General features: G+C 70.2%; 1 protein-coding gene (only partly in view). It reads right to left on the reverse strand.

Every position in this 21,685-nt window falls within one protein-coding gene, locus tag KRR26_RS15205, for an amino acid adenylation domain-containing protein (protein WP_217080173.1), read on the reverse strand. The gene is 42,528 nt long; 14,811 of those nucleotides lie to the left of the window and 6,032 to its right, leaving coding positions 6,033-27,717 in view — codons 2,011 (partial) to 9,239 (complete); the first complete codon in reading order (the gene reads right to left) occupies positions 21,682 to 21,684. Both codon boundaries (start and stop) fall beyond the window edges.

The following is a 21,685-nucleotide window of genomic DNA, read 5'->3' on the forward strand; positions in this document are numbered from 1 at the left end:
CCAGAGCGCACTCTCACGTTGCAGGCTCCGGCACAGCGCCGCGCACGCCAACGCCTCCGAGGCCGCGTCGTGCACGACCAGGGTCCGAACAGCGCCCCGCTCTCGCCGCGCCTGCAAGGCCCGCCCCCAGCCCAAGAGGGACCGGGCGCCCAGGTCCAGCCGCTGCTCCAGTGACAGGCCGTCTCGCCCCACGGCCCAGGCATGGAGCGCGGCGAGCGGTGGCGCCCCCAAGGTCTCCAGCAAGGACGCGTACGACTCCGGATGAACCGGGTCGAGCTGGACGGTGCGCGAGGCAGAGTCAACGACGAAGCGCTCGCCCGCCACGACCCGCCAGGGCCTCGGGTCCGACAGGCCGTCGCGTCGAGCCAATTCGAACATCGCCGTGCGGAGGGCCTCGCTCCCGCCAAAGAGGACGAGTGGGCCTGTTCCCCGAGGCGACGCGGGCTCGATGGCCTCCTGCGTCCAGACCGGCTCGAACACGACCTGCGCCACCGACTGCGGGGGCTGGGCTGGAGCAATCCAGTGCCGTTCTTCTTGGAGCGGATACGTGGGCAGAGGCGCCATGCGCGCGCCCCGCTGCTGGGGCAGCCGCCGCCACTCCACGCGCTTGCCCTCGCACCACAGCGCCGCCAAACGAACCAGCGCCCCCGGCGCTCCGCCTTGCTCCAGGAGCGACGCGTCCGCATCACTCACGCGCACGGTGCTCCGGTCCACGCGCCCCCGAGCCATCCCCAACGCGTCTTTGGCGGCGACGCGCGCGAGCATCGCCATCAGCCCCTCACGACTGTCCGCGACGAACGCGCACCGCTCCTCCATCTCCTCGCGCCCGTTCTGGAGCGTGGACGCGATGTCGCGCAATGAGAGCCGCAGCGTCGCGGCCACATGCTCATGGAGCCGGCGCGCGACCTCACGCAGACGGTCCTCGTTTCGCGCCGACAGCGCGAAGAGCCAAGGCCCTGTCGCGACGCCATCCTCCACCGGCCGGACGTACTCCTCCACGACGACGTGCGCGTTCGTGCCGCTGAACCCAAACGAACTGACCGCCGCGCGCCGACGCCCGCCCTCCGGCCGCTCCCACCGCCGAAGCTCCGTGTTGACGAAGAAGGGGCTCTCGTCGAAGCGGATGTGCGCGTTGGGCCGGGTGAAGTGGAGCGACGGAGGAAGCTGCGCGTGCTCCAGCGACTTGAGGACCTTGAGCAATCCCGCGATGCCCGCCGCCGTGGCGGCGTGGCCGATGTTGCTCTTGATGGAGCCGATGGCGCAGAACTGGCGCGCGTCGGTGAACGACCCGAAGGCCTGCGTCAGCGCGTCGAGTTCGATGGGGTCTCCCAGCCGAGTCCCCGTCCCATGCGCCTCCACGTACTGGAGCGTGCGCGGGTCGATATCCCAAGCGCGATAGACGGACTGCGCCAGCTCGGACTGAGCCTGCATGCTGGGCGCGGTGATGCCGTAGGTCCGACCGTCCTGATTGACGCCCGAGCCGAGCACGACCGCATGAATGAAGTCCCCATCTCGCTCGGCCTGGGCCAGCGGCTTGAGGACCACGACACCCACGCCCTCACCGGGCACGAAGCCATCCGCCCCATCGTCGAAGGCCTTGCAGCGACCGTCTGGAGAGAGCATCTCCGCGCTGCTGGACATGATGTGGAAGGCGGGCGTGACGCCCACGTAGACACCTCCCGCCAACGCCATGTCGCACTCGCCCACGCGCAGGCTCTCACACGCCAGATGCAACGCGACCAGCGACGAGGAGCACGCCGTGTCCACCGCGAGGCTCGGCCCTCGCAGGTCGAGGAAATACGAGATGCGCGACGCGATGACCGATGCGGCGTTGCCCCAGAAGGCCTGGGCCTGCAAGTTCGCGCCGTGGTCGCGAAGCAGCGTGCGGTAGTCCCCGGGGTCGCAGCCCACGAAGACACCGCACCGAGCATGGGCCGCGCTGCGAAGCGCGTGCCCGGCGCTCTCCAGGGCCTTCCAGCACTCGGCCAGGAACAGGCGTTGCTGGGGATCGCTGAGCGCGGCCTCCTTCGGCGCCATGCGGAAGAACGCCGCATCGAAGCGGTCGATGCCTTCGAGGAAGCCGCCCCACTTGCTGTACGTCTTGTCTGGCTGGCCTCGACGCGCGTCGAAGTGGGCTCGCCAGTCCCAGCGCTCGGCGGGGACTTCCGTGATGGCGCTGCGCCCCGCGGCGAGGTTGCTCCACAGGGAATCCAGGTCGGGGGCCCCGGGGAATCGCCCCGACATGCCGATGATGGCGATGGGGCCTTCGAAGCGAGCCCGCGACCGAGTCACTTGGGAACGAGACGTCTCCATGGCGTTCACCTGCTCCACGCGCACGACGACCTTGCCGATGTTCTTCCGCTCCTGGAGGTAGGCGTACGCGGCGCCCACGTCCGCGAAGTCGAAGACCCGCGCCACGGTGGGGCGCACGCGGCCCGAGGCCAGGTCTTCCGCCATCGCCTCCAGTGCCTCGGTGAGCAACTCCGGGCGCTCGTCACCCAGCCGGGACATGTCGATGCTGGTGAAGGACTGGTTAGAGCCCCAGCGCGACAGATCCAGCCGGCCATGGCTCTTGAGCCCCGCCATGGCCAGCTCGATGTATCGACCGCTCGGGGCCAGCAAGTCGATGCCCTGCTGAATGGCCGGGCCTCCGAGCGTGTTGACCACCACGTCCATGCCCCGACCTCCGCTCAACTCACGCGCTCGGGCCGCGAAGTCCTCGGTGCGGTAGTTGATGGCGTGATGCGCGCCCGCGGCCCGAAGGTGCTCAAGCTTCTCGGTGGAGCCGGCGGTGGCGAAGACCTCGGCGCCCGCGCGCAACGCGAGCTGGAGACCGAAGAGGCCCACGCCGCCCGCCGCGGTCTGGAGCAGCACGCGATCGCCGCGCCGGACCCGCGCTTGCGCGAGCACCTCGCGCATCGTCGTGTAGGCCACGGGAGATGCAGCGGCCTCCTCGAAGGACACCGTGTCGGGCTTGCGGACCACGAACGCAGCCGGGACGCAGACCTCCGCCGCATGACCTCCGTAGCGCCGCCCCGTGAGGGCAATCACCGGGTCACCCACACGGCACCGCGTCACGCCCTGCCCCACTTCGCGCACCACGCCCGCGACCTCGAACCCCGGCGTGAACGGGTCGTCCGGCATCGTGGGGTACAGCCCCTGGAGACACAGGAGGTCTCCAAAGTTCAGGCCAAAGGCATGAACCTGGATGCGCACCTCCCCCGCCTCGAGTCCCCTCGACGCCACGCGGCGCACCTGGAGGCGCTCGGCTCCAGGCCCGACGAAGACCACCGAGCGCACGCCCCCCTCGACTTCTTCGGGCAGCGAGGCGAGCGTGGAACTCTGTGCTGGCGTCTCAGCGGGGCGCGACGGCGCGGCGTTCAGGAGCTTCGTCGCGAGGACATCTCGGTGCGCCTCGCAGAGCGCTCGCGCCAGTCCCGCGATGTCTGGATGGTCGAACAGCGTCGTGGGCTTGATGCGCAGGCCCAGCGCGTCACTCAACCTCGCGACGACCTCGACCCCCGTGATGGAGTCGACTCCGTACTCGGAGAAAGGCCGGCGCGGATCCACCTCCTCCTCGGTGATGTTCAGCGCCCCCTTCACGCACGAAGCCATGAGCGCGGTGACCTGCTGCTCCAGGTCGTCCGCATGCACCTGAGCGACCCGAGCCGCGGCGTCCTTCGGCGCCTCGCGTTGCCCTGCGGCCACCTCCACGACACGCGCGCTCGTCGCGAGGCGCTCCATCACGCCGTCGCTCTCTCCGACGATGACGTCCTGTGGGAAGACCCGCGCACCTTCGGACTCTGGCGCGCACAGACTGAAGGCACGTGGGAAACCCACCTCGTGCAGGAGGGCGCGCCACATCGACGCGCTCAGCAGTGGCCCCCCGGGGAGCCGCTCGGCCTCGGCCTCATACGACCACCAGCCTTTGAGCAGGCCGAAGGTCAGCGTGAGGAAGTCCTGATTGCGCGTCCCCTCACTGAGGAGGAGCCAGCCGCCGCGCCGCAAGAGGCCGTGCGCGCCCGCGACCGCGCGGCGGACAGAGCGGGTCGCATGAAAGACGTTCGTGCCGAGAACGATATCGAACGAGCCGGCCTCCAAGCCCTGCGCCTCGGGCGAGCGCTCCAGGTCGAACAAGCCGAAGCGCACGAACGGATGCCGCGCCGCGAACGTGCGCCGCCCCAGTTGCACGAAGGCGTCCGAGACATCGGTGTAGTGGTACTCGACGCGCGAGCCCAGGGACTCCAGCACCGGCAGCACGAACGCCGTCGCGGAGCCGGTGCCCGCGCCGACTTCGAGGATGCGCACAGGCTGACCGGGACCACGCTTCGCGCTCACCTCCGCGACACGCGCGGCGACAGCGGAGGCCGTGGCGCGATGGAAGTGGTCGAGCGTCGCGTTCTTGTAGACCGGCTCGACCCGCTCCATCCGGCCCTGAGGGAACAGGGCCTCGGTCCCCAGCCTCTCGCCGCGAATGACCGCGAGGAAGGCATCGAGCGAGGCCCAAGCCAGCTCGAGCTGAGCCTTGACCGAGCCATGCGCGGCGGCCAGCGCGTGCATCTCCTCCAAGGTCGGAGCGGGATGCGCAGCGGAGCGCCACGTCCACGTTCCGGCCTCACGCGCCACGAGGTAGCCCCGCCGCGCGAGCAGGGAGACGGCCGCTTCCAACAGTCGCTGATAGGCCGGCTCGACGCGCAGGCGCAGTTGCAGGCCCCGCGCATCCAGCGCTTCGCCGTCCCGCGGCGCCCCTTCCGCACGCAGGAGCGCGGCGAGGCGGCGCGCGCACAACTGCTCGATGACCTCCAGCCCCTCCATGACCGCCGCGTCGTGCCTGGGCCCTGCCAGCGGAGGCTGCGCGCCCACGGGCCCGGACTCCGCGACCACGTGGACGGAAGCACCTGCATCCACCCCCAACTGCTCCAGGAATTTCGGCGTGGCGTCGATCGCCACGACCTGTGCGAGAGGTGACGCCAACACCCGGCGCAGCACCTCGAAGCCCTCCACGGGGCCCATGGAGCGCAGGCCCACGGCCGCCAGCCGCTTGACGTAGGACTCCTTCGCGACGACTCCGACCGTTCCCCAGAAGCCCCAGTTGATGACCTTCACCGGGAACGACACCCGCGACGCGAGCGCCGCCGCGAAGGCGTCCTCGAAGGTGCACCCCGCCGCGTAGTTCGTCTGTCCGGCGTTGCCGCTGAACGAGAGCGCGGACGAGAAGAACATCAGGAAGTCCAGCGGCTCCGACGCCAATGCCTGGGCAAGCGCGAGGCTGGTCGCGGTCTTCGCCTCCAACGCGCGCAGGAAGTCCTCCTCGCTCATCGACTCCAGCGAGCGGTCCTGGAGGACGAGCGCGGAGTGGAACGCGCCGTGAACACCACCCCATCGCTCGCGCGCCCGCTTCACGACATCGCGGAGCTGCTCGGGCTCTCGCCCGTCGGCGCGGACGTACAGCACCTCCCCGCCCAGCGACTCCATGTCCGCGAAGGCGGCCCTCTGCTCGGAGCTGGCCTCTGCGCGACCTACGAGCACGAGGCGCGCGCGGGCCTCTCGCGCGAGGTAGCGCCCGAGTTCGAGGCCAATGCCGCCCGCACCGCCGAGGATGAGATAGACACCCCGCTCGCGGAACGGCGGCACCGCCGCCTCGTCGAGGCGCAGCGGCACGAGCCGACGCGAGAACCGCAGACCGTGGCGCAGCGCGATGACGTCCCCAGGCCGGGCCACGGGGTCCGTGAGCAGCCAGTCCCGCAGCGCCCCCGCCGACTCTCCCGAGGCGAGTTCACGCGACGCGAGGTCGTAACACTGCACCGAGCAAGTCCGAAGCTCGCGCGCCAGGGAGTGCGCCAACCCATGCAGCGACGCCGCGAAGGGACGAAGGTGCTCGGTCCCATCGATGGCCACGGTGTCGTTCGTGACGACCTTCAGCGTCGCGCGCCCCTGTGCGCGCTGAAGCGCCTGCCCCACGCGAAGCAAGGCCAGCGCTCCAGCGCGCTGCTGCGCTTCGAGCGCTGCGCGGTCCAGCACATCAGGCTCACCCACATCGACGCCCAGGAAGTAGACACGCTCGGCACGTGCGAGGTCCGCGAGCGCTGCATCATCGAGCGGCGTCGAGAGCGAGCGAGCACTCACGAAGTCATCCGCATGCGCCGCGACCAGCGCCGCATCCAGCTCCCCCGTTCGGAAGCCCGACAAGATCACCACTCGACGGCCCGAGCCGGACACAGGACAGGGACGCTCGTCCACTTGCGCGCGCCACCGTGGCTGGAAGAGGAGCTCCAGTGGCTGGGGCCGCATGGCGCGGAGGCTCAGCTCCCGCAGGACGACGAGCACCTCCCCCGATTCGTCCAAGAGCATGACCTCGTACTGCTCGCCCCCCAGGGACCGAGCGCGAGCGAACACCCGCGCGGGCAAGGGCCGCAGCACCTCCACCGCCTCCACCGCGTAGGGCAATCGAGGTGCCTCATCCGTCGACGAGACCAGAGCCCCCACCGTGTGGAGCGCGGCATCGAGCACCGCGGGATTCAGCGCGAACGGCCCACCCGATTCAGCCTCGGACGGAAGCTCCACCCATCCGAGCGCCTCGGTGTTCCCGACCCATACGCGGCCCAGACCTTGATAGGCCGGGCCATACGCAATGCCCGTCTGGGAATAGCGCTCGCGAAGCGCGGCCCCCTCGACCCGTCGCGGGAGTCGGGCCTGGAGCCCCATCACATCGATGCGCTCCGCCTGGACCTCCGCCGCCGTCACCTCTCCTCGTGCGTGCACGCCCGCGGGGGAGCGCACCTCGAAGGCCAACCCTGAGTCTCGTGCCGTCAGCAGGACCTGGAGCGGCAGCACCGAGTCCACGAACGCGGGGCGCACCCAGACGATGTGGGAGAGCCGCAGCGAGCACGCCGCCCCCCACCGTGCACGCGCGGCCCGAGCGACGAGTTCGAGGTACGCGACCCCAGGAACGACCGATCTGCCCTTCACACGGTGGTCGCGGACCGTCCACTCCTCTGCCCGAAGCGTCCACTCCACGTCGTCGGTCCGAGGTGCAATGGGCCCAACCAGGGTGTGCGCGGGAGCCTGAGGCGCCCAGTAGCGCGTGCGCGCGAACACGTAGCCCGGCAGCGACACGCGACGCGGCAGCGGCAGGTCATGCAAACGCGCCCAGGGGATGTTCGCGCCTGCGACAAAGGCCCCCGCGAGGGCAGCATGATCGCGTGAAGCAATGGCCGTGTCTTCGACCCGTGGAACCTCCGCGCCTGGCACCAGCTCCCCCCAGGTGCCCACCGACGGGTCGCCCGCGGCCACGCGGGCCAGCACAGCCAGCGCCTCCTCACGGGTCCGCACTCGCACCGCCACGCGAGCATCCAGGGGCTCACGCCCGACCTGGAGCGTGTACGCGACGTCGCGAAGCGACAGGGCCGGGACGCTCCCCTCCTCGCGGCTCCAGGCCTCGTGCAGACGCGCGGCGTTCGCCAGGAGTCGCTCGCGATTCCGCGCGGAGAGCACGAGCAGCACCTCCGCCTCGGGAGCCGTGCTCGACGCAGCGGCCTGTACCGGCGGCTCTTCCAGGATGACGTGGGCATTGGCTCCCCCCGCACCAAATGAGCTGACGGCCGCGCGCCTCGGCGCATCGCCACGACGCCAGGGCTCCAGCGTCCGCTGGACGCGAACGGGCGAGTCCGCCAGCTCCAGGTTTGGATTCAGCGTCTCCGCATGGAGCGAAGGCACCAGCCAGCCGTGGCGGAACTGCAACAGGACCTTGGTGAGTCCGGCGATGCCAGCGGCCGACTCCAGGTGGCCCACGTTCGACTTGATGGAGCCCATCGCGCAGAAGCCGATATCGGACGTCTCCTCGCGGAACGCGCGTCGCAAGCCCGCCAGCTCGATGGGGTCACCCAGCGCGGTGCCCGTGCCATGCGCTTCGAGATAGCCGAGGCTCCGAGCCGGAACGCCCGCCACGCGCAGCGCATCCCGAACGACCTCCGCCTGGGCGCGAGGATTGGGGACCGTATACCCCTGCGTCTTCCCGCCATGGTTGATGGCACTGCCCAGGATGACACCGTGGATGAGGTCACCATCGGCGACCGCGCGGGCCAGCGGCTTGAGCAGCAAGGCCCCCACGCCTTCGCCAGGCACGTAGCCATCCCCGCCCGCGCCAAAGCTCCGGCAGCGCCCATCCGTGGAGGCGAAGCCGCGCCCGCAAATCTGGAGGTACTTGTTCGGGTGCAGCGAGAGGTTCACGCCTCCGGCGATCGCCAGCTCGCTCTCGCCCGACAACAGCGACGCGCAGGCCAGATGCAGCGCCGTGAGCGACGAGGAGCACATCGTGTCGACCACGAAGCTGGGCCCGTGCACATCGAGGAAGTGAGAGACACGGTTGGCGATCGACGACAGGGGCGAGATCAACGGAGGGCGCCCCGCCGCCGCCTCATCCACGCCGAACAACTGATAGTCCGAGTAGAGGACGCCCACGAAGACGCCCAACCGTGAACCCGCGAGCGCCTTGCGCGTGTAGCCCGCGTCCTCGACGCAGTGCCATGCCTCTTGGAGGAACAGTCGCTCCTGCGGATCAATCGACGCAGCTTCGCGAGGTGAGACCTGGAAGAACAACGGATCGAACGCCGCGGGGTCCGAGATGAAACCACCCCACTTGGAGTACGCAGTCGGATACCGCGAGGCATCCCATCGCTCGAGGGGAATCTCGCTGACGGAGTCGACCCCGCCCTTCAAGTTCTCCCAGAGCTGCCCCAGGTCATCCGCGCCGGGATAGCGCCCGCTCATCCCGATGATGGCAATGCGCTCCGCCCAGGCGCCCCCGGTGGGGCGCGGAGCCGCCACGCGCGGCGCTGGCGCGGCAGCCCCTTCGGTGGAGAACAGGCGCGCGAGCGCCGGTCCTCGCTCCGCGAGCAAGTGCTCCGCGAGCTGAGTCAGTCGCGGGTGCTCGAAGAAGACCGTGGCCGGGAGCGGCCCGACGTGCTGCTCCAGCTCGCGCACGAGCTGCCGCACCATCAACGAATCGACGCCATACCCCTCCAGCGGCTGATCCAAAGCGAGGCGCTCCGGAGCCACTTTCAACGTCCGCGCCACGACCTGGCACAGGAAGACCTCGGTCCGCTCGCGAAGCCCTCCACCCGTCTCAGCCGGACGCGGTGACGGAGCAGCCGCCTCGACCACCGGAGCGGGACTCGCCGCCCCCCCAAGCAGCCAGTAGCGCTCGCGCGCGAACGGATACGTGGGCGCACTCACCGGGAGCGGGAGCGAGCCCGGGTACAGCGCTCGCCACTCCACCTCCGACCCGGACACCCAGAGCTGCGCCAAGCGCTCCCACTCCGCGTTGCGCACGAGCAACTCGACGAGCGCCGAGGCCGTCGGGCCCTCGAAGCGAACCGCCGAGGCGCCCGCCCCCACTCGACCGCCATGCACTCTCGCCCGAGACTCACCTCGGACGAAGGCAGCGAGTTCATCACGGGCCTGGTCGAGACTCGACGCCACCACCGCGAGGCGCTCAGGCAGCGCCGCTCGACGCACCTGCAACGTCGCGGCGAGTCGTTCGAGCAGGGGCGCTCCATCCGTCGCCGCGCGCTGTTCGTCGATCCACGCCACCAGCTTCGAGGCCTGCGTGAGGAGCTGCGCCTCGGACTTCGCCGAGATCGGCAGCACCCAGTCCGAGCGCGGCGGCGCGTGGCTCGGCGCCTCGGGCGGCGCCTCCTCGATGACCATGTGGCAGTTCGTGCCGCTGAAGCCAAATGAGCTCAGGGCCGCGCGGCGCGGTCGGTCCTCACGGCGCACCCAAGGCGTGGCCTCGCGGGCCAACCGCAGCGGGCTCGCGTCCCAGTCGTGATGACGCGTGGGCCGATCCACGTGAAGCGTCGCGGGGATGCGCTCATGGCGCAGCGACAGGAGGATCTTGATGAGCCCCGCGACGCCCGAGGCCGCCGAGGTATGGCCGATGTTGCTCTTCACCGTCCCCAGGAGGCAGAAGCCCCGCTCGGGCGTGTGCTGCCGCATCGCCGTGGCGAGCGCCTCGACCTCTATCGGGTCCCCCAGCGGGGTCCCGGTCCCATGCGCTTCCACGTAGTCCAAGGTCGCCGGGTCCACGCCACCGCGGCGCCAGACCTCCAGCGCCAGCGCCGTCTGCGCGCGTCCCGATGGCGCCGTGATTCCATTCGTGCGCCCGTCCTGATTGGTGCCCGAGCCTCGAATGACCCCGTGGATCCGGTCACCATCCCGGAGCGCATCCCCGAGCCTCTTGAGGACCACGACCGCGGCAGCTTCCCCTACGACGATACCGTCCGCGCCGTCAGCGAAGGACCGGCACGCGCCCGTCGGAGAGAGCATGCCCGCGTGGCTCATCTCCACGTACGTCTGGGGCGAGAGGTAGAGCGTCACTCCACCCGCGAGCATGAGGTCGGCCTCGCCACGCTGAAGCAGCCCACAGGCCATGTGAGTGGCCACCAGCGACGAGGAGCACGCGGTGTCGATGGCCAGCGCGGGGCCACGCAGGTTGAGGTGGTAGGCGATGCGGGCCGCCAGGATGGATGACGCGTTGCCCAACATCACCTGCCCGGCCCGCTCAGGCACCGCCGAGCGCTGGAGCAGCGCGCCGTACTCGTTGCTGATGACGCCGGCAATCACGCCGCTCCGGCTGGCGCCAACCGAGGCAGGAGACTGACCCGCATCCTCCAGGGCCTTCCATGACTCCTCCAGGAACAACCGCTGCTGCGGATCCATCACCTCGGCCTCGGCGGGAGAGAGGCCGAAGAAGCCGGGGTCGAAGCAGTCCACGTCGGAGAGGAAGCCACCCCAACGGCTCTGACTCCGGCCCAGGGTTCCGGCTCGAGCGTCAAAGAAGCGCTCGGCGTCCCATCGCTCCGGCGGAACGACGCCAATCGAACTCTCTCCCGCGGCCAGGAGGCGCCAGAGCTCCTCCGCGTTCTTCGCACCAGGGAAACGTCCCGAATAGCCAATCACCGCGATGGGCTCGTCCTGGTCCGCGGAACGCGTCACGGGGCGTTCGGGCGGTCGCGGTGCGTCGGGGACCACGGCCTCCCTCCGAGGAGCAGCTGCGCGAGGGAAGGCTTCCGCCAGATGATGGGCCAGCTCGCGAACGCTCGAATGGTCGTAGAGCGCCTGGATCTTCAGGGTCACGCCCAGCCGACGATTGAGCGCGTCAATCAGCGCGAGGCCCTCCAATGAACCCAGGCCCCATTCGGCGAAGCGCGCATCGAGGTTGAGCTCGCGGGGGCTCAACTCCATGACCTCCGCGGCCACCTCCTGGACCGTCCGCTCCATGTCGGCCCGCGCCTCGCGCGGTGACGCTGGAGCGGGCTCCGCTCGGTGCCGCGACGGACTGCTCCGGACCAGGGCCATCGCCTCGGCATACGGCGTGGGGTGGCGGAGCGCGGACAGGTTCGCCTCCAGCAGGCGCTGCTCGGCCATCGCCCCTGCGGCTTCAAGGTCCAGCAGCAGGTAGTAGAAGAGGCCACGCGACAGCGCCTTGCCGAAGTGGGTCCAGCTGCGATGCAGTGGCTCGAAGCGCGCGGTGTTCGGCTTCTCGCGCGTGAGCCTCGCCAGGTTCTCCTCGAAGCGTGGGTCCCCCAGGAAGTGGATGACCTCCCGGCTCGAGTCGATGCACCGGCGCAGCCGCAGCCTCGACTTCGTCAGCATGGCCGCGCACTCGGCGATGGAGCAGCTGAACATGGCCAGCTCGGGAAGCTCCACGGCCACGGTCGAGGCGACGGAATCAATCAGCAGGAGACGCCCGCCAGGAGCAAGGCTCGCGGCGATGTTGTCCAGCGCCTCCTGCTTGCGCTGAATGTGAGGGAAGACCTCGAACCCCACGACGAGGTCGTAGGTGGATGGGAAGGGATCGCGCGAGCTGTCGCGATGGAAGATCTCCACCCGCTGCGCGAGTCCCGCCTCCGCCACACGACGCGAGGCGCTGGCGGCTTGTCCCGGGGAGATGTTGTAGCCGTGCCCCTGCGCCTCCGGCAGCCCGCTCAAGAGGTCGATGAGATCGACGCCCAGGCCACAGCCGATGTCGAGCACCCGCTGCACCCGGCCCAGGTCCACACCATCCAGCAGCAATCGCTTCGCCTGACGCTGTCCCCGACGCAGCGCCTGGCGGAAGGCCGGGTACTTCTCGGGCTCGTGATACGCGAGCAGCCACGAGAACCCAGGGGGTGGATCCAACAGCGGAGCGAACGTGAGATGTGGCTCGTCCCCTGGATCGGGGTCCGAGAAGAGCGCGTCATAGAAGGCGCCCACCCGACGAGCCGTCTCGGCCGCGCCGCTCGCACGAGGAGACATCGGCGCGGCCGGAGGGTCGATCACTCCAGCGGAGAGGGCGGTCGGCACGAGCGAGCAGTCGCGTCGCTCGAACGGATAGGTGGGCAGCGGCACGCGGTGGCCACCTCGCGGCCACAGGAGCCCCCAGTCCACGCGCCGCCCCTCGCTCCAGCTCCTCGCCAGAACGGAGAGGTCGCTCGTGACGAGGTCTCCCTCTGCTGCGTGCCTTGGCGCCGTGCCTCGCCAGCCGAGGGTACGCCCGGCGAGGAAGCCCTCGAGCGCGGCGCTCAACTCGACGGTCGAGGCGACGACCACGGCCCACCGCTCCGCGAGCCCTTCGCGCCCCACCTGGAGCGTGAACGCGAGATCCGCGAGCGCGGCCTGCCCCGTGTCGCCCCGCAGAGCGCCCAGCAGGCGACTCGCGACTTCGCGCAGTTGCTCGGCGGTCCGCGCCGAGAGCGGTATCACGTGGTTCGCGGGCGTCGTGCCAGGGCTCAACCCCTCCATGTGCTCCTCGATGACGGCGAAGGACTCCACCCCGCCCACGCCACAGGCGGTGACGCAGGCACGCCTCGGCTGAGGCGTGGCGCCCTCCGTGTGACGGGGCCAACCCGTCACCGAGGTGGGGAAGAAGAACGGCGACCGCGACAGGTCCACTTCAGGCGCCCGTTGCTCGGCCACGGCGATTGGCAGCAGCTCTGCGTGCTGGAGTTGAAGCAAGACGCTGATCAACTGAACGACACCCGACGCGGCCTCCGAGTGCCCCAACCACGGCTTGATCGAGCTGTAGGCACAGAAGCCGCGCGCACCCGCCTCGTCGCCACCGAGCGCCCGAGTCGCCGCGCGCCACTCGGTGAGGTCGGCCAATGAAGCGCCCTGCGCCTGCGCGGCGTAGAGACCGATGGACGCCCCGGGAATGTTCGCGCTCCGCAGCGTCTCCGCGAGATGGGATGTCTGTGTCCCGGGGGACGGCAGGTAATAGTCGGACGCGTCTCCCTTGTGTCTCAGCGAGGTTGCCCGAATGAGACCTCGAATGGAGTCACCCTCCGCCACCGCGCGCGCGGCGGGCTTCAGCAGGACCGCGGCCACCGCCTCGCCGGGAGTGAAGCCCTCGCCCTGTCCATCGAAGAGCGCCGTGTCCTCACGCGTGGAGATGACCCGAAGCTCGCGCAGGCGCTGGTACTGGGAGGAATGCAGGTAGAGGTTCACGCCGCCCACCAGCGCGAGCGTGCAGTCCCCCCTCAGCAGGGCTTCGCGAGCCAGGTGCAGCGCGGCCAATGCGGAGGAGCAGGCCGCGTCCACCGCGATGCTCGGCCCGGTGAGGCCCAGGGCGTGCGACACCCGGCACGGCAGTCCATTCGCGCTGGCATCGACCGCGACAGCGCCCTCCGAGCGCTGCGTGTAGCTGGACGGCCGAGCCCCGATGAACACTCCCACGCGCTCACGCCTCAGTGACTCTCGGGTGTAGCCCGCGTCCTCCAGGGTCGCCCAGCTCGTCTGGAGCAGCAGTCGCTCCTCGGGAGGAAGGGCTCGCGCCGCGCGTGGCGTCATCCCGAAGAACGCAGGATCAAAGTGCCCCACGTCCTCGATGAACGCGCCCCAGCGAGGAAGGTCACGCCCTTGCGCAGCCGCCGCTTCGCCATGGAACGCGCGCCAGTCCCAGCGCTCCAAGGGGACCTCTTGAATGGCCCGCGTCCCGATGCGGAGGTTGCGCCACAAGGACGCGGTGTCCCGCGCCCCAGGGAAGATGCCTGCCATCCCGATGATGGCGACGCCCTCTTCCCTCTTGGAGGCGCGCACGTCGGGGCCCTCCGAGAAGGTCCTCGGCGCGGGCACGACCTGCGGTGACGCCCCCAGTGCCTGCGCGGGCGGCCCAACGAGTCCCTCGATGTGCTCGCGATGCGAGGCAAGCAGCGCGGAGGTCAAACGCGCGAGCGTGTCGTACTCGAGCGGCAGCGTCCGAGGCACCGGCCCCAACCCCTGACTCAGCCGATGCACGAATCGCTGAAGGAGAATGGAGTCGAGCCCCAGCGAGGCGAAGCGCTCATCGTCCGCCAGCTCCGCGGGTGGGATGCGCAACTCCTCCGCCAACTGCGCGCGGATCCACGCGTGAAGCCTCTCGGAGAGCGAGCCCGCTCCCGAGGCGACAGCCACCGCCTGTCGCCCGGCCTCGCTGACCGAGGTCGGGACAAGCACGCGCTCCTGCGCCCCCTCGTGGACCACGCCGTTGCTGCGCGCGAGCCACACCCGCTCGGCAAGCAGCGGGATGTCCTCCCCCAACCCGAGGGCCGGAGAGAAGCCCTCACGCTCCAGCAACACCGCCCATTCACTGTTCCCCAGCAACGGCGAGTCGGGCAGCCGCAGGTGTCCGTCCTCGAATCGCCACCACCCTTCGAGCAGTCCGAAGGTCAGCGACGTGAAGCGCTGCGCGAGTGTCAGCTCCTGCAGCAGCAGCCACCCGCCCTGCTTGAGCAGCCACTTGGCGTGGCGAAGTGAGTCCGTCATGGAACGCGTGGCATGGAGGACGTTCGCCGCGATGACCACGTCGAACTGGCCACGCTCGAAACCTTGAGCCCCGGGGGGCCGCTCCACGTCCAGCGGGCTGAAGCGAAGGAACGGGCAGTCGCGTGAGAAGCGCTCCTGACCGTGACGAAGGAACACGGGCGACACATCCGTGTAGACGAACTCGACGGCGCGCCCCGAGTCCCGCAGGGCCGCGAGCACCGCGGCGGTCGTTCCGCCCGTCCCCGCCCCGATCTCCAACACGCGGACTGGCGCCGACTCCTCGCGGGGGACAGCACGTACATACGCGGCCACGGCCGCCGCGACCTGCGCTCGGAGAAACTCGGCTTGAGGCGTGTCCGCGTAGATGGGCGCCACGCGCGCCATGGAGCCTGAGGGGAACAGCACCTCCGTCGGGCTTCGGTCACCCCGAAGCACCGCGACGGTTTCGCTCAAGGTGGCGTCCAGCAGCGAGAGGTGCGCTCGGAGCGAAGGGTGACGCGCCCCCAACTCTCGCCGACGCAGAGCGACGACCTCGGAGGACTCCTCTGGAGGCACAGCCACGACGACATAGCGAGCCCCATCTCGCCGCAGCCAACCGGAAGCCTCCGCCGAGGCAAGCAGCGCGCGAAAGAGTCGCTGCTGCGCCGGGACGACCCGCGCCCGCTCCGCGAGCTGCGCCCAGGACGAGTCCTCCCCCACGCGGCCCCACAGGCCCAGGCCGCGCAGGAGCGCACCGACCGCACGCGCGCCCTCCTCTTCCACGGCCTTCAGTCCCTGGAGATGGTCTCGCAGCGTCATCGGCTCGGAGGCACGAATCGAGGCGACGGCAGGTTGAAACGCGACAGGGGAGCGGAGCGCCACCCCCTGCCGGCGACCCGCATCCACACCGCGCAACGCACGCACCAGCTCCGGCGTCGCGGCGAGACACGCCACCCGTGGCTCCTCGGAGGCCAGGATGGACTCCAGCGCCGCGAACCCATCGGAGGCCTCGATCGAGTCAAAGCCGAGCCGAGCCATCCGCTCGCGGTGCTCGGGCGTGGCGACGACACCCACGGAGCCCCAGAAGCCCCAGTGGATGAGCTTCACCGGCAGCCGCGCCCGATAACGAAGCGCCACCGCATCCGAGAGCGCGCAAGCCGCGGAGTAGTTCGCCTGTCCCGCGTTCCCCAGGAACGATTGCATGGAGGAGAAGACCGCGACGAAGTCGAGCGGCATCCCCGACACCGCCTCGAGCGTCGCCTCCAGCCCTTCGACCTTCGGCGCGAGCACGGCCCTCAACTCAGCTGTCGCCATGTCCCGCAGCGCGCTGTCGCGGAGCACGAGCGCCGCGTGGAAGACCCCATGGAGCGCACCCCAGCGACGGGACACCTCCTCCACGACACTCCGCATGCGCTCGCGGTCCGCGCAGTCGGCCTGGAGGTACACGGCCTCCCCGCCTTCGCGTGACAGCTCCCCGAGGACGTGCTCCAGCGACGTGTCCAGCGGGCGACGCCCCACCAGGACCACGCGCGCCCCCACGGTCCGCGACAGATGACGCGCGAGCGCCAGACCAATCCCACCCGCGCCTCCCACGAGGAGGTACACGCCACCTCGGCGGAACGCGGGCTGCGCCACCGGTCCCAACTCCAGGGGGACGAGGATGCGCTCCATCCGGGCGCCACGGCGCAGCGCGACCTCGACCGGTCGCTCGCTCGCGGGCTCCATCATCAACGCGCGAGCCACCGCCTCGCGAGACTCGAACGCGGCGCCCGGTCCTACCTCGTCGTGGGACACGTCCACCGTGGCGACCCGCAGCCCAGGCACTTCCTGCGCCAGCGACTTGCAGAAGCCCGACAAGGCCGCGCCGCTCGGCGCTCCCTGCTCACGGGCGACAAGCCCATGCGCACCCGCCGACACGACCGTCAGGGACTCGATGCGGACCCCGGTTCGGATCAGCGCGCGAGACAACCGCAGTAACGACACGAGCGGTTCAGTCAGCGCGGCAGCAGCACTCGCGACGAAGTAGACCCGATGGACGTCGCCCCATCGAGGCAGCAACTGCTCCCACGCGGACTCCTCCTCCGCGGCCACGTGCCAGACCCGGTCGGAGTACGCGCGCGTCTCCGAACCCAGGTGAACGGTGAGCGTCCCCGCGCCGTGCAGGCGAACCAACGCGAGGCCCAGCTCCACGGCTCCCGCATCCATCACGACCAGGACCCGTGAAGACGTGTCGGAGCCCGACGAGGTCTCGGTCGCGGCCCGCTCCGCCCACTCGGGACGAAGGAAGGTCAATCCCTCACCGCGAGGCGTGAGTGTGGGAGCCTCGGTCTCGGAGGGCTTCACGCTCGACACCGCCTCTTGCTGGGGGAACCAGTACCGCTCGCACGCGAAGGGAGAGGACGGCAGGTGGGCACGCCGAGGTCTCCGAGCCCGAGGCAGCGCGTCCCAATCCACCTCGGTCCCCGACACCCACGCCTCCGCGATGGCACCGAGCTGGCCTTTCCGCACCTGGGGAGCGAGGGCCTCGGTCGCCGCGGAGGAGACTTCCCGAACCTCTCCGCAGCAGATGGACTCCGGGACATCGCCACGCGAGAACCGCTCCAGAACCGCGGAAGCGTGGTGCCGATCCGAAGCGACCAAGGCCAACCGCACGCTCAACTCGGGGCGACCTGTCTGAAGGGTCAAGGCGACGTCATCGAGGCTCGCCCTCTCCGCCGCCTGGACGCGAAGCGACTCGGACAACTCGCCCGCGAGCACCCTCAGCCGCTCCGCGTTTCGAGCCGACAGCACCAGCAATTGCTCACATCCATCGTCCTCACGTGGAGCCTGCGGGTACTCCTCCACCACGAGGTGCGCGTTGACGCCTCCGAATCCAAAGGAGCTGAGGCCCGCGCGACGAGGCGCCCCACCCTCCGGCGCAGGCCACGGCGTGGTGCGCGTGACGACATGGAATGGACTGTCACGCAGCTCCAGATGCGGGTTGAGCTGCTCGACGTGCAGCGTCGCGGGCAGTGTCCGCTCGCGCATGGACAAGACGACCTTGAGCAAGCCCGCCACGCCAGCCGCTGCTTCGAGATGACCGAAGTTGCTCTTGACCGAGCCCAATCCACACCAGGGCGTCGCGACCGAGTCCTCGCCCGTTAGCTCCCGAAACGCCTGTCGCAGCGCTCGGACCTCAACGGGGTCACCCAGGCGCGTGGCCGTGCCGTGCGCCTCGATGTAGCCCACCGTGCGGACATCGACACCCGCGCGCGAATAGGCCTCCACGAGCAGCTCGGCCTGGGAGGCACCGTTCGGCGCGGTGAGCGAGTTCGCATGGCCGCCATGGCCCACCGCGCTCCCCACGATGAGGCCGTGGATCGCATCCCCATCCGCCTCGGCGCGGGAGAGGGGCTTGAGGACCACGGCGACGGAGCCCTCTCCGCGCACATAGCCATCCGCGCGATGGTCGAACGTCCGGCATCGGCCCCCAGCGCTCAGCATCCCCGCGTGCGCGAAGGAGAGATGGAAGAACGGGGACAGCACGAGGTTCACCCCACCCGCGATCGCCACCTCTGAGGCACCACTGCGCAGCGACTGGATGGCGTGCTGCACCGCCACCAAGGAACTGGAGCACGCGGTGTCGATGGGCTCGCTCGGGCCGCGCAGGCCCAGGTGATGTGAGATGCGATTGGGCAGGATGGACCGGGCGTTGCCCGTCGACGTGTGCGCCTCGACGCGCCCCCCGGACCGCGCGAGCAGCTCCGCGTAGTCGGACGTGCAGACCCCCACGAAGAGCCCCGTGCGACTGCCGCTCAAGCGGCGGGGGTTCCAACCTGCATCCTCGATTGCCCGCCACACCGTCTGGAGAAAGACCCGTTGTTGCGGATCCATCAGCTCGGCCTCGCGACGCGAGATGCCGAAGAAGCGACCATCGAACTGATCCACGCCCGCGATGAAGCCGCCCCATCGCAGAGCCTCCGGGTTCGCTCCGTCACGCAGCGCGCTCCGCAGCGAGCGCCAATCCCATCGCTCGGGGGGAATCTCCTGGATGAGGTCCTTGCCGGCCTCCAGGTTGCGCCAGAACGCATCGAGCGTATCCGAGCCAGGGAGCACCGCCGCCGCGCCCACGATGGCGATGGGCTCCTCGCGACGCGTGACCGACAAGCGCCGAGCAGGCCCGCGAGGAGCCACCGCGGGAGCGGCGGGCGGCGCGATGGGCGGAGACTTGGGCGCCGAGTTCGTGACCCGCGGAGCCAGGTACGACACGAGTCGCTCGACGGTCGACTGCTCGAAGAACAGCGCGGGCGTGAGGGAGAGCTTGAACTCGGAGTTGAGTTGGTTCGCCAGCTCGGTGAACGACAACGAGTCGAAGCCAAACTCGCCCAGCTCGCGGGCCGGATGAATCCTCCGAGGGTCGTGCTTGAGGATGCGCGCCGCGATCTGGGTCAAACGCTCCCGAAGCTCCTCGGAGCGACCAACCGATGGCGTCGGACGCACGGGCGATGCGGCGTCGTCTCCGCGAGCAGGCAAGAAGCGTGCTCGGATGCGCTCCACCTCGCCCGCCGCGACGAAGACCTGAGACGCCCGCTGGCCACGAACCGCGTCGAGCGCGTCCAGGCCGGCCTCGGTCGTCAAGGGCCGGAGGCCCAGGGTCTCGGACAGCCAGGTCTCCGTGGGCCCATCGACCGCCATTCCACCGGCGCGCCAGAGTGGCCAGTTGATGGACTGGGTGACTCCGGAGCGCTCGCCTCGGGCGCGCAGGGCCTCGCGGTCCTCGACGAAGCCATCCATGAAGGCATTCGCGAACGCGTAGTCGCATTGCCCCACGTTGCCCACCAGCGCGGCAACAGACGAGAAGACCAGGAACGCTTCGAGCGGCTCGGCACGCAGCGCCCGGTCGAGCGCGACGACCCCACGCACCTTCGCGGCAACCACCTCCGCGACCTGTGCGGCCTGCTTCCGCGTCAAGCGCGCGTCCCGAATGACGCCCGCCGCGTGAATCACGCCATCCAACCGTCCGAAGCAGCGCCTGGCCTCGGCGACCCATCGCGCGACGTCCGCCTCGCGCCCGACGTCCCCCTGGACATGGAGCGCCCCAACGCCATGCCGCGCCAGCGACGCCACGAAGCGCTCGCCGTCCGCATCCAGCGGAGCCCGACTGGCCAGCACGAGCCGGACTCCCCGCGCCGCGAGGCGAGAGGCGAGCAGTCGGCCGAGGCCCCCCAGCCCTCCAGAAATCAGATACACCGAGCCCGCTCGCCAAGGCGCTGGCTCGCTCGCCACCAGCTCCCGCAGCACGCGAACGTGCCGCCGCCCCTCCGCGTAGAGGACCTCTTCCTCCGATGCAGGAAGCTCACGCCGAACGAGCTCCGCGAGCCCCACTCCGCGCAGCTCGGCGTCCGGTGCCGAGAGCACCGTCGAGGACGAAGCCGCGTGCTCCAGCGCGAGACTCTTGCCAAACCCCACCAGGGCACGCGTCCACGCGCTGGGTCGGCCGGCCTCGGAGGCATGGAGATACAGCAGGCGCAGCTCCAGCGCGGTCGAGCGAGCCGCCAGCGTTTGAATCAGGCACAGCGACGCACCGAGCCCCGCGGCCAGCTCACGGTCGACATCATCGACCGGCCCGCGCCACGCATGCACCACCACGCGGGGCACCAAGCCATCACGGGCGAGTGCGTCGAGCAGCGCCCGATAGTCCTCCGGTGCCTCGGGCCGCAGCGTGTAATGGCGCGCATCGGCGCGGTGGAACTGCTTCCCAGACTCCACCAGCACGATGCGCCCCCGCCACCGCGCTTGCAGCGACGACCCGCGCGCGGACCCGTCATCGAACAGCATGAGGTCCGGCTCGTCGCCAGCCCGTGACAGCGAGGACTCACGCCACTCCGGCGCGAAGTAGAGGATGTCACTCGCCGAGGCACGCGGGCGCTCCGTGTGAGCCGGGCGGAGGAAGAAGTCTCGAATCTCCAACGAGACCTCGCCATTCGCGTCCGCCACCGCGAGGTCAATCCCGCCCCCGCTGCTGGAGCGCGTGACGTGAACCCAACTTCGCTCCGGCAGCGGCCCCGAGAGCCGCACCTCGCCCATCGTGAACGGGAGATGAAGCTCCTTCGTATCGTGGCTCCACACGCCCGCGAGCGCGACCTGCAAGGCCCCGTCGATCATCCCGGGGTGCAGCAAGAACTCACCGACCTCGCGCCCGGACTCGAGCCGAGGCGTGACCAACAATCCGAGCGCCTCATCCGTGCCCCGCCACACCCGCTCCACCGGCCGGTACGCGGGCCCCAACTCCAGGCCATAGGCGCGGAGGCTCGAATAGAGTTCGGCCTGCTGCACGCTCGGCTGAACCCGCGCGCGCAAGCCCTCCAGGTCCAGCCGACGTGGCACCTCATCCGCCGAGGGGGCGGGAACGCGCCCCTGCGCATGACGTCTGGTGCCGCCGTCCTGCCCCGTCGTCTCAATGACGAAGGACCAAGCGTCGCCCTCGCGCTGGAACTGGAGGGCGAGCGTTGTCTCGTTCGCCTCGGCTCGCACCGGGCGGAACCAGACCAGTCCCTCCAGACAGGTGCAGGGCCTCCCGGTCACGGACGACGCGGCTGAGCGCGCCAGCTCGACCATCGCCGCCGCGGGAAGCACGACCTCGCCCTTGACGACATGGTCCGCGAAGAACGCGTCCTCGCGCGACAGCCGGATCTCCACCCGGGACGGCTCTCGGGTCCGAGGCAACCAGTAGCGCTCGCGAGCAAAGGCATACCCAGGCAAGTGCACCCGTCGCGGCGCCGCGCGCCGAGGCAGCGCCATCCAGTCCAGCTCAACGCCTGATACCCAGAGCTTTGAGAGGCGCTCCAAGTCGCCACGCCCCGCAACCTCCGCGACAAAGCCACGCCCCGCCGCATCCCCGAGCATCGAAGCCAGGCCGCCCGCGGCCCGAGCGTTGCCCGTCACC

Origin of the sequence: Citreicoccus inhibens, from assembly GCF_019039035.1 — a bacterium.
In the GTDB taxonomy this organism is placed as follows: Bacteria; Myxococcota; Myxococcia; order Myxococcales; family Myxococcaceae; genus Citreicoccus; species Citreicoccus inhibens.